This window comes from Arthrobacter sp. CAN_A2 (assembly GCF_015752045.1).
Lineage (GTDB): Bacteria > Actinomycetota > Actinomycetes > Actinomycetales > Micrococcaceae > Arthrobacter_D.
In genome coordinates, this window is the sequence record NZ_JADOUS010000001.1 from 493,466 (window position 1) to 504,635 (window position 11,170).

The 11,170-nt window shown below is 67.8% G+C and carries 10 protein-coding genes; 8 read left to right on the forward strand and 2 right to left on the reverse strand.

The window, feature by feature from the left end; all coding sequences use genetic code 11:
* Nucleotides 1-94 precede the first annotated feature (94 nt).
* The 5 genes from IWX63_RS02175 to IWX63_RS02195 all read left to right on the forward strand — a co-directional run bounded on the left by IWX63_RS02175 (nucleotide 95) and on the right by IWX63_RS02195 (nucleotide 7,507).
* Nucleotides 95-2,158, forward strand: coding sequence for a beta-galactosidase (locus IWX63_RS02175; protein WP_199276483.1), 2,064 nt, complete (start codon nucleotides 95-97; stop codon nucleotides 2,156-2,158).
* Nucleotides 2,136-3,074 (forward strand): carbohydrate ABC transporter permease, encoded by a 939-nt coding sequence (locus IWX63_RS02180; protein ID WP_199276484.1) that lies wholly within the window; start codon nucleotides 2,136-2,138, stop codon nucleotides 3,072-3,074. The genes IWX63_RS02175 and IWX63_RS02180 overlap by 23 nt, the downstream gene beginning before the upstream one ends.
* A 95-nt stretch (nucleotides 3,075-3,169) precedes the next feature.
* Nucleotides 3,170-4,003, forward strand: coding sequence for a carbohydrate ABC transporter permease (locus tag IWX63_RS02185; RefSeq protein WP_199276541.1), 834 nt, complete (start codon nucleotides 3,170-3,172; stop codon nucleotides 4,001-4,003).
* A gap of 85 nt (nucleotides 4,004-4,088) precedes the next feature.
* Complete coding sequence (locus IWX63_RS02190; protein WP_199276485.1) at nucleotides 4,089-5,423, forward strand: ABC transporter substrate-binding protein; 1,335 nt, start codon at nucleotides 4,089-4,091, stop codon at nucleotides 5,421-5,423.
* Between the two features lie 92 nt (nucleotides 5,424-5,515).
* The gene (locus IWX63_RS02195; RefSeq protein WP_199276486.1) at nucleotides 5,516-7,507 is read left to right on the forward strand and encodes an alpha-amylase family protein; all 1,992 of its coding nucleotides are present in this window, start codon (nucleotides 5,516-5,518) and stop codon (nucleotides 7,505-7,507) included.
* On the opposite strand, the gene IWX63_RS02200 is transcribed toward IWX63_RS02195, so the two are convergent.
* Nucleotides 7,444-8,235, reverse strand: a complete 792-nt coding sequence (locus IWX63_RS02200) for a shikimate 5-dehydrogenase (protein ID WP_199276542.1) — start codon at nucleotides 8,233-8,235, stop codon at nucleotides 7,444-7,446. The genes IWX63_RS02195 and IWX63_RS02200 overlap by 64 nt on opposite strands.
* Before the next feature lie 178 nt (nucleotides 8,236-8,413).
* Between IWX63_RS02200 and IWX63_RS02205 the strand changes: the two genes are divergently transcribed.
* On the forward strand, nucleotides 8,414-9,553 hold the full coding sequence (locus IWX63_RS02205; protein ID WP_199276487.1) for a glutamate--cysteine ligase: 1,140 nt from the start codon (nucleotides 8,414-8,416) through the stop codon (nucleotides 9,551-9,553).
* A 20-nt stretch (nucleotides 9,554-9,573) separates the two neighbouring features.
* Here IWX63_RS02205 and IWX63_RS02210 read toward each other — a convergent pair whose 3' ends face one another.
* Complete coding sequence (locus tag IWX63_RS02210) at nucleotides 9,574-10,164, reverse strand: recombinase family protein (protein ID WP_199276488.1); 591 nt, start codon at nucleotides 10,162-10,164, stop codon at nucleotides 9,574-9,576.
* Between the two features lie 272 nt (nucleotides 10,165-10,436).
* On the opposite strand from IWX63_RS02210, the gene IWX63_RS02215 reads away from it, so the two are divergent.
* A complete protein-coding gene (locus IWX63_RS02215) occupies nucleotides 10,437-10,952 on the forward strand; it encodes a hypothetical protein (RefSeq protein WP_199276489.1) in 516 nt (171 codons plus the stop codon).
* Nucleotides 10,953-10,973: 21 nt separating this feature from the next.
* On the forward strand, nucleotides 10,974-11,170 hold a 197-nt coding region (locus tag IWX63_RS02220), incomplete at its 3' end, for a helix-turn-helix domain-containing protein (RefSeq protein ID WP_442859081.1).

An 11,170-nucleotide genomic window follows, 5' to 3' on the forward strand; every position in this document is an offset into this window, starting at 1 on the left:
CAGCGCCCGCATATGGGAGCGTTCACAGAACGCCCGCGCGGCCTCTCCTGCGGCCCGTGCCCGAGAATCGGCACCGCAGCACCGAGGAGCACGCTTGGCACACACGACCACCGTCGCAGGATTGTCCGGCACCGGGCAGCTCGTCTACGGGTGTGATTACAACCCCGAGCAGTGGGACCCCTCCGTCTGGGTGGAGGACGTCCGCCTGATGAAGGAGGCCGGCGTCAACCTCGTGGCCGTCAACATCTTCGGGTGGGCGGAACTCGAACCGGAGCCGGGCGTCTTCCGCTTCGGGAACCTCGACGCCGTCATGGACCTCCTCGCCGAGAACGGCATCGGGGTGAACCTGGGCACCGGGACGTCGTCGACCCCTGCCTGGCTCACCACCGCACACCCCGAACTCCTCCCCCGCGCCGCCGACGGCACGGCACGCTGGCCCGGTGGCCGCCAGGCGTTCTGCCCCAGCTCCCCCGTCTACCGCGACCACGCCCTGGCGCTGGTCGGGCAGGTCGCCGCCCGGTACGGCAGCCACCCGGCGCTGCGCCTGTGGCATGTCTCGAACGAACTCGGCTGCCACAACTCCCTGTGCTACTGCGACGTCTCGGCCGACGCCTTCCGCGGGTGGCTGCGCGACCGCTACCAGAGCCTCGACGCCCTCAACGCGGCGTGGGGAACCGCGTTCTGGAGCCAGCGCTACTCGGGCTGGGAGCAGATCCTGCCCCCGAGACTCACGCTCTCGGCGACCAACCCGACGCAGACGCTCGACTTCCACCGCTTCAGCTCGGACGGACTCCTCGCGCACTACTCGGCCGAGGAAGCCGTCCTGCGGGCCCACAGCGCAGCTCCCGTCACCACGAACTTCATGGTCGCAGCGCACATCCGCAACCAGGACTACTGGACCTGGGCGTCCTCGATGGACGTCATCGCCAACGACCACTACGTGGATCACCGCCTCGACGCCCCGCTCGCCGAACTCGCCTTCAGCGCGGACACCACCCGCGGGCTCGCGCAGGGGCGGCCGTGGGTGCTCATGGAGCACTCCACCGGCGCCGTGAACTGGCAGCCCCGCAACATCGCCAAGGGTCCGGGCGAGATGATCCGCAACTCGCTGACCCACCTCGCCCGCGGCGCGGACGGCCTGTGCTTCTTCCAGTGGCGCGCGTCGCTGCAGGGCAGCGAGAAGTTCCACTCCGCGATGGTGCCCCACGCCGGGACGGACTCGCAGATCTGGCGCGACGTCGTCGAACTCGGCTCCTCCCTGGTCAAGCTCCGCGAGCTCGCGGGCACCACCGTGCACGCCGACGTCGCGCTCGTCTTCAGCTGGGAAACCTGGTGGGCCCACGACCAGGAGTCGCACCCCTCCGGCGACGTCCGCTACATCGAGCAGGTGCACGCCGCCCACAAGGCCCTGTGGGACGCCGGCATCACCGTCGACGTCGTGGCTCCCGGCGCGGACCTCTCCGCCTACCGGCTCGTGGTGGTCCCGAACCTCTACCTGATCCGCGACGAGCACGCCGCGACCATCAGCGACTTCGTGGCCGGCGGCGGATCCGCCGTCGTCACCTTCTTCAGCGGGATCGTCGACGAGAACGAGAGGGTGCGCCCCGGCGGCTACCCCGGGGCGTTCCGGGAGCTGCTCGGCCTCCGGTCGGAGGAGTTCTTCCCCCTGGACCCGGCGCACCCCCTCACCCTGGACAACGGCTCACCCGCGTCCCTCTGGTCCGAGGCCCTCCGCCTCACCACGGCGGAGGCCGTGCTGAGCTACGCGACCGGCCAGCACGCCGGCGGCCCCGCCGTCACCCGCAACCGTTTCGGTGCGGGTGACGCCTGGTACATCGGCACGGTGCTCGACGGCGGTGTCCTCCGGGACCTGCTGCTCCGCGCCGTCGTCGCCGCCGGGATCCCCGTGCCCGAGGTGCAGTCCGGCCTCGAGACGGTCACCCGCCGCGGCAACGGACACGAGTACCTCTTCCTCATCAACCACAGCACCGAGGACCGCAAGCACCGGGTCAGCGGTCTGGAACTGCTGACCGCGGAGGCCGTGGCCGACGCCGTCATTGTTCCCGCGGGCGCAGTGCGCGTCGTCCGCACCACCCCAGTGACCCCCACCGACGGCTCCGCCCAGGGCCGAAAGGATGCAGGCAATGACCGTCATTAGCACTCCGGCCGACTCCCCGAAGGCGCGCCCGGCCGCGCGGAAGAACCGTTCGTCGGGAGCGCAGCGCCGCGCCGTGGCCATGTTCATCGCCCCGTTCGCGCTGCTCTTCGTCGCCTTCTACGCCATCCCGATCGTCTATGCGATCATCCAGTCGCTGCTCACCGTCGAGCGGGAGGGCACCTTCGGCAAGCCCCAGCAGGTCTTCGGCGGCCTCGTGCAGTACGAGCAGGTCTTCCAGAACACCGCCTTCTGGCAGTCCGTGGGCCGGGTCCTGCTGTTCGGCGCCGTGCAGGTACCCATCATGCTCGGCCTCGCCCTGCTGTTCGCCCTGCTGCTCGACTCGCCGCTGCTCCGGGGCAAGAAGTTCTTCCGCCTGGCGTTCTTCGCGCCCTACGCCGTCCCCGGTGTGATCGCCGCCATCATGTGGGGCTTCCTGTACTCGCCGTCGCTCTCCCCGTTCGGACCCGTGACCTCGTCCATCGACTTCCTGGGCGCCGAGCTCGTGCTGTGGGCCATCGCGAACATCGTGACGTGGGTCTATGTGGGCTACAACATGCTGATCATCTATGCGTCCCTGCTCGCCATCCCCCACGAGATCTACGAGGCGGCACGGCTCGACGGCGCCAGCAACATCCAGATAGCCTGGCGCATCAAGATCCCCCTGGTGGTCCCCGCGATCATCCTCACGGCGGTCTTCTCCATCATCGGCACGCTCCAACTGCTGGCCGAACCGCAGACCCTACGCAGCTTCAGCTCGGCGATCAGCAGCACGTACACCCCGAACCTCGCGGTCTACACCACGGCGTCCATCCCCAACTACAACCTGGCCGCCGCCTTCTCGGTGGTCCTGGCCATCGCCACATTCATCCTCTCCTTCGTCTTCCTGAAGGCCACCCAGCGGAAGGTATCCCAGTGATGGCAGCCCCAGCCACAGCCCGCAAGCGCCCGCGCGGCGGGAGCACGACGGCCGACGATGCCGAGAACCGCGGACGCGGCCCCCGCCAGAGCGTCATGTCCCGCAGCGCGGCGATGCTCATCATGGGCGTCTTCACCCTCTACTTCCTGACCCCCATCTGGTGGCTGCTCACCACCTCGACGAAGACCGGCGGGGAGATCACCTCCACGGCGCCGCTCTGGTTCACCGCGAACTCCCTCGGCACGTTCTTCGACAACCTCGGCCGGCTCTTCACCTACGGAGATGGCCTCTTCGGCCGGTGGCTGCTGAACTCCGCCCTCTACGCCGGCGTCGGGGCCCTGATCGGAACGGTCATCGCGGCCATGTGCGGCTATGCCCTCGCCAAGTACGAGTTCCGGGGACGCGAGGCGATCTTCAACATCGTGCTCAGCGGCGTCCTCGTCCCCGCCACCGCACTCGCGCTCCCCCTGTTCCTGATCTTCAGCCGGGTCGAGCTCACCAACACCATGTGGGCCGTCTTCCTGCCCAGCCTCGTCAGCCCCTTCGGCGTGTACCTGGCCCGGATCTACGCGGCGGCGAGTGTTCCCAACGAACTGCTCGAGGCCGCGCGCCTCGACGGCTCCGGGGAGGTACGGACGTTCTTCAGCCTGTCCACGCGCCTGATGGCACCGGCCCTGGTGACCATCTTCCTGTTCCAGTTCGTCGCGATCTGGAACAACTTCTTCCTGCCGCTGATCATGCTGCGTGACCAGGTGCTCTTCCCCGTGACCCTGGGTCTGTACGCCTGGAACAGCCAGATCAGCCAGATCCCGGAGCTGCGGTCCCTCGTGATCGTCGGTGCGCTCGTCTCGATCGTCCCGCTGATCATCGCCTTCCTCGCCCTCCAGCGGTTCTGGAGCAGCGGCCTCGGCGCCGGCAGCGTCAAATAGCCTCCATCATCTTCCCGACCAGCACCACAGGTGCGGGGGCGTCCGCCCCCTCACCGCACTGCTCAATCAACCGATAGGAAAGACAATGCGCGCGCATTACGGAAAAGTCACCGCGGCCTTTGCCATGATCTCTGCGCTGGCTCTCTCCGGCTGTTCAGCCGGCGGAGACAGCTCTGGATCAGGCGCCGAAGCAGGCGCCTGCGAGGCCTCCGACGGGCCCGTCGACCTGACCTTCACCACCTGGGTCCCGGGCATGGACAAGGTCGTCGAGCTGTGGAACGCGGACAACCCCGACATCCAGGTCGAGGTGCAGACCGGCCCCAACGGCAACTCGGGCACGTACCAGAACTTCTTCAACCAGATTCAGGCCGGCAACGCACCGGACCTCGGCCAGATCGAGTACGACGCCCTGCCGAACTTCCGCGTGCAGGACGGCCTCGAGAACCTGGCGGCCTGCGAGGGCGTCGCCGACGCCCAGGACCAGTTCGTCGACTGGACCTGGGGCCAGGTCACCTTCGGCGAGGAGGACGCCGTCTACGCGATCCCGCAGGACAGCGGCCCCATGGCCATGTACTACCGCGCCGACCTCTTCGAGCAGGCCGGCATCGAGGTGCCCACCACCTGGGAGGAGTACGCCGCAGCGGCAGAGAAGATCAAGGCCGAAGGCTCCTACATCACCAACTTCCCGAAGTCGGACGTGAACTGGTTCGCCGGCATGGTCTGGCAGAACGGCGGCCAGTGGTTCGCGAACGACGGCGAGAGCTGGGACGTCAACCTGACCGGCCCCGAGTCCGAGGAGGTCGCCACCTACTGGCAGGACCTGCTGTCGAACGACCTCGTCTCCACCCTGCCGTCCTTCTCGGACGAATGGAACGCATCCTTCAACGAGGGACAGCAGTGGACCTGGGTCTCCGCGGTCTGGGGTGCGACGACGCTCTCGACCGGTGCCCCCGACACGGCCGGCAAGTGGGCCGTCGCCCCGATGCCGCAGTGGGAGGACGGCGGCGACGCCGCCGGTAACTGGGGAGGCTCCTCGACGGCCGTCCTGAAGGGCTCCGAGCACCCGGCCGAGGCCGCGAAGTTCGCGCTGTGGCTGAACACCGACCCCGAAGCGCTGGCCCTCGCCAACGAGCTCGGCGGCCTGTACCCGGCAGCGAAGTCCGCAGCCGACCTCGAGTCCTTCGCCGGCGGCGTCGAGTACTACGGCGGACAGAAGATCTACGACGTCTTCGCCGAGGCTTCCGCCAATGTGAACCCCGACTTCACGTGGGGCCCCACGATGACGCAGACCTACACGGACGTCTCCGACGGATTCGGCGCTGCCATCGGCGGCTCCGGCACCCTGATGGACGCCCTCGAGAACGGGCAGCAGAAGACGATCGACTCGCTCAAGGCGCAGTCGATCCCCGTCTCGGAGTAACCCTCCGGCGGTCCCCGCCACAGCATCCACGAAGCGCCGCGTCCCGCAAGGGGCGCGGCGCTTCGTGCGTCCCGCTGCCATAGGCTGGCGGGATGAGTTCCCCGCACACCCTGCCCCAGGACCGCATCCGGGCAGAGCTCCCGTCGGCCCGCCGCCCCACGACGTCGGACGCCGACTGGCAGTCCTTCCAGGCACGCTTCGACTCGGAGTTCCCGCGCCTCCAGGCGCTGTTCCACCGCATCTACGGGCCCGGGGCGGACGGCGAACTCCTGCGGGTGGCGCTCGACGCGGCGGCCTCCTGGCAGGACCGGCCGGCGGACCTCAAGGCCCTCGACGCCTCGCGTGCCATGGCCCCGGAGTGGTTCCAGTCGCACCGGATGCTCGGCGGCGTCTGCTACGTGGACCTCTACGCCGGGGACCTCGCCGGACTCCGCGCGCGGATCCCCTACTTCCGCGAGCTCGGCCTCACCTACCTGCACCTCATGCCCCTGTTCCGGGCTCCCGAGGAGAACTCGGACGGCGGGTACGCGGTCTCCAGCTACCGCGACGTGGACCCGTCGCTCGGCACCATGGACGATCTCGCCGACCTCGCCCGGGAGCTGCGCGGGGACGGGATAGCCCTCGTGGTGGACTTCATCTTCAACCACACCTCGAACGAGCACGAGTGGGCGCGCAGGGCCGTCGCCGGTGATCCCGAGTACGCGGACTTCTACCTGATCCACCCCGACCGGCAGATGCCGGACGCCTACGAGCGGACCGTCCGGGAGATCTTCCCCGACGACCACCCGGGCTCCTTCGTGCAGCTCGAGGACGGCCGGTGGATCTGGGCCACGTTCCACTCCTTCCAGTGGGACCTCAACTACCGCAACCCGCGCGTCTTCCGAGCCATGGCCGGCGAGATGCTCTACCTCGCCAACCAGGGCGTCGACATCATCCGGATGGACGCCGTCGCCTTCATCTGGAAGCAGCTCGGCACCGCGTGCGAGAGCCTGCCCGAGGCGCACCTGCTGCTGCAGGCCTTCAACGCGGTGTGCCGCCTCGCGGCCCCCTCGCTGCTTTTCAAGTCGGAGGCGATCGTGCATCCCGACGAGGTGGCGCAGTACATCGACCGTGGCGAATGCCAGCTCAGCTACAACCCGCTGCAGATGGCGCTCATCTGGAACTCACTGGCCACGCGGGAGGTCTCCCTGCTCGCCCAGGCCCTCGAGCACCGGCACGACATCCCGGAGGGTACGGCCTGGGTCAACTACGTGCGCAGCCACGACGACATCGGCTGGACGTTCTCGGACGAGGACGCCGCGGACCTCGGCATCGGCGGGTACGACCACCGCCGGTTCCTCAACGCCTTCTACGTGGACCGCTTCCCGGGCAGTTTCGCGCGCGGCGTGCCCTTCCAGGACAACCCCCGCACCGGGGACTGCAGGATCTCCGGCACCACGGCGTCCCTCGCCGGGCTGGAGGCGGACGACGACGGCGCCGTCGCGCGGGTCCTCCTCGCCCACTCGATCATCCTCAGCACGGGCGGCATCCCGCTGCTGTACCTCGGGGACGAGGTGGGCCAGCTGAACGACTACGCCTACCTGGACGACCCCGCCAAGGCCGGGGACAGCCGCTGGGTGGGCCGGCCCGCCTACCCCGCGGACCGGTATGCCGCACGGACGGATCCGACGACGGACGCCGGAGCGATCTTCGCAGGACTGCAGCGACTGATCACGGTGCGCCGGCAGGCACCGGAGTTCTCCGGCGGCCGCCTCGTCCCGTTCCACACGAACAACCCGCACGTCCTCGGCTACCAGCGGCCCGGCCTGCTCGACGGCGAGGAGTCGACCGTCGTCGTGTTCGCGAATTTCGCGGAGACCCCGCAGGACATCAGCGCCCTGACGCTCTCGGGCCTGCCGGAGAGCGCGCCGGAACTCATCAGCGGCCAGATCGGATCCCTGCGGGCGGGCATCACCCTCGAGCCTCTCGGGATCCGGTGGTACCGGATCCAGCCTTCCGTACCTCCGGCGGGACCTCAGGCCTACCGGCGCGAGAACTCCCCTGCTGCCCGGACCTGCTCCGGCGTCGGCCGGATCCCCGTGTAGAGCACGAACTGCTCCTCGGCCTGAAGAGCGACGACCTCCGCCCCCGTGATGACGGGCCGGCCCGCCGCGCGGGCGGCGAGGATCAGCGGTGTCTCCGAGGGGGAGGCGACGACGTCGAACACCACCTGCGCGGCGTCGATCGCCGCCTGCGGGAAGGCGAGGGCGTCGGCGTCGGGACCGGTCATGCCCAGCGGTGTCACGTTGAGGAGCAGGTCCGCCGTCGACTCCCCCACCTCCGGCTGCCAGTCGAAGCCGTACAGGTCCGCGAGCGCCCGGCCGGTGCGTTCGTTGCGGGCGACGACGGTGACACGCGTGAAGCCGGAGTCCCTCAGGGCGGCGACGACGGCCTTCGCCATGCCGCCCGATCCCCGCACGAGGACCGAGTGCGTGGCCGGCACGGCATGGTCGCGCAGGAGCCGCTCGATCGCGAGGTAGTCCGTGTTGTAGGCGGTGAGGACACCGTCGTCGTTCACGATGGTGTTGACGGAGTCGATGGCCTGCGCGGACGGGTCGAGGTGGTCCACGAGGGCGATGACATCCTCCTTGAAGGGCATCGAGACGGCGCACCCGCGGATGCCGAGACCACGCAGCCCGGCGACAGCCGACGGCAGGTCGGTGGTGGTGAACGCCTTGTAGATGTAGTTCAGCCCCAGCTCCTCGTAGAGGTAGTTGTGGAAGCGCGTGCCGATGTTGCTGGGCCGCGCGGCCAGGGAGATGCAGAGCGTCATGTCTTTGTTCAGGATGGGCACCTCCCCATCATCCCAGCAGCGCCCCGTCCGGCACCCCCGAACCGCCGCCCTGTGGTTGCCTGCAAGGCACTAATATTGGGACGAGTCTCCCCCGCGACGGCGCGTTGCCGAGGCACCCCGTCAACGTCCCTTTCAGCACCGCCCCAGGAGCAAGCCCTTGAAGATCGACTTCGCGCAGTCAGCCCAGTCCACGCTCGGTGTCGAGTGGGAGCTGGCGCTCGTGGATCGCTACAACGGAGAACTCGTCTCCGTGGCCGGCGAGGTGCTGCGCGGGGTCAACGCGAAACACCCCGAGCTGCAGGACGACGACGAGCACCCGCACATCAAGCAGGAACTGCTCCTCAACACGGTGGAGCTCGTGACGGGCATCTCTACCTCGGTCGGGGAGGCCACGGCGGATCTGTCCCGCTCCCTCGCCGCCGTCCGCGAGGTCACCGATCCCATGGGCGTGGAGCTCTTCTGCGCGGGTTCGCACCCCTTCAGTGCCCCGCGGGCCCAGCAGGTCACCGACCGGGAGCGGTACGCGAAGCTGATCGACCGCACGCAGTGGTGGGGTCGCCAGATGGTCATCTACGGGGTGCACGTGCATGTGGGACTCGACTCCCGCGACAAGGCGCTGCCGGTCGTGGACGGCCTGACCAACTACTTCCCGCACTTCCAGGCGCTGTCGGCATCGTCGCCGTTCTGGGGAGGCGAGGACACCGGCTACGCCTCCCAGCGGTCCCTCATGTTCCAGCAGCTGCCCACCGCGGGCCTGCCGTTCCACTTCGATGACTGGGCGGCCTACGAGTCCTACGTCCAGGACATGTTCACCACCGGGGTGATCGACTCCGTCAGCGAGATCCGGTGGGACATCCGGCCGGTCGGGAACCTCGGCACGGTGGAGATGCGCGTGTGCGACGGCCTCTCGACCCTGCAGGACGTCGGCGCGGTCGCCGCCCTCACCCAGTGCCTGGTCCAGGAGTTCTCCGAGACCCTCGACGCCGGCGGGAGCATCCCCACCATGCCGCCGTGGCACATCCAGGAGAACAAGTGGCGGGCAGCCCGCTACGGCCTCGACGCGATCATCATCCTCGACGCGGCGGGCAACGAGCGGCTCGTCACCGAGCACCTCGTCGACGTCCTGAACCGCCTCGAGCCCATCGCCGCGAAGCTCGGATGCAGCAGTGAACTCGCGGACGTCGAGACCATCCTCCGGCGCGGCGCCGGCTACCAGCGCCAGCGCAGGGTCGCGGCGGACAACGACGGCGACCTCCGCGCCGTCGTCCTCGACATGGTGCAGCAGCTGCGCGAATAGCCACGGCAGCGGACTGCACTTCATCGAGGCGGTTCAGGCCTCGAGGTGATGGCGCGACGCTGTACTTCGCGGTAGATCGTCGTGCGGGAGACGCTGAAGAGTTCGGCCAGCTCGGCTTGGGTGTGGTCACCCTTGTCGAGTAGCTCGTGCAGGTGCCGACGCTGCGCGGCGGAGAGCTTGGGCGGCTTCCCACGCAATTTGCCCTTGGCCTTCGCGACGGCCATACCCTCTTTCGTCCTCATGCGGATGAGGTCTGATTCGAATTCGGCGACCATCCCGAGGACGTTGAACAGCAACCGTCCAATGGGGTCGGTCGGGTCGTAGACGCTGGCACCGAGACTCAACGACACTCCCTTGCGTGTGAGTTCGTCAGCGATGTCGCGCGCATCCGTGAGTGATCGTGCCAGGCGATCGAGCTTGGTGACGACGAGCGTGTCGCCGGCCCTGACCGCTGCCATCGCTTCACGGAGTCCGGGGCGGTCGCGGTTAGTCCCCGTGAGCCCATGGTCCACGTAGATGACATCCGGTTCTACTCCGAGAGCAATCAGAGCGGTCCGTTGGACGGTAAGGTCCTGTTCGTTCGTCGACACGCGGGCGTATCCGATTTTCATGGGAACAGTGTTGCAGGCGGCACCCCCTGAACCGTGCATTTCACCGTGCGGGTCTTGCGCGCCCGGCTTGTCCGAGGGGCGGCGTGAAGAGCCCGATAGCGGAAGGAGCGTGCGGCGAAGGACCGGCTTACGGACGGGGAAACAGCAAGCAACTCTGCAGGATCGGTTGAAGCGAGCTAGGAGTTTAGTCAGGTAGCCGTCCTACCGGAGCTATTCAACCCTGTCCTAGTCAGTCGACTCCAGGCCGTAGTGAAAGGACCTAGTGTTGGGGCATGGGAGTCATCGCCGATTATCTCGGCCCTCATCTACGAACTTTGGCTGGTCCGTTTTTATTCATCGGTTCAGGTCTGTCTCGCCGCTACGTGGGGTTGCCTGACTGGGAAGGGCTCTTGAGCCACTTCGCGGAGTACACCGATCGGCCTTTCGCTTACTACCGCGGACGAGCGAACGGGGACCTTCCTCAGGCCGCAACACTGCTGGCGGAAGACTTCTACAAGGTCTGGTGGAGCGACGAGCGTTTCGCGGAATCACGCGATCTGTTCGGGGCTGAGGTCACCGAGCCTGCTTCAGCCATCAAGATCGAGATCGCACGGCTTCTCGATGAACGGGTTGCTTCAATGAGCCTCACGGAGGAGTTGAAGCACGAATATGGCCTGCTCAAGGAAGTAACCGCTGAAGGAGTCATCACCACCAACTACGACCCGCTCGTACGACGAGCTTTCCCCGACTACACCACGTTTGTCGGACAGAAGGAACCTTGGTGTCATAGCGTCGTAGCAACAACATAACTGGATAGAGGGAGTTGCCTGGTGGGACGCAGGGCTTTGACGTTCTCGGATCGGGCAGACATCGCGGTGGGGATCCGGGCGGGTCATTCCGACCGGCGGATCGGGGCGGATATCGGGCGCGATCACACGGTGGTGTGGCGGGAGCGGCACCGGAATTCCACGAAGACCCGCGGCTACAAGCCGGTGACCGCTGACTGCAGGGCCGAGGACCGCAGGAA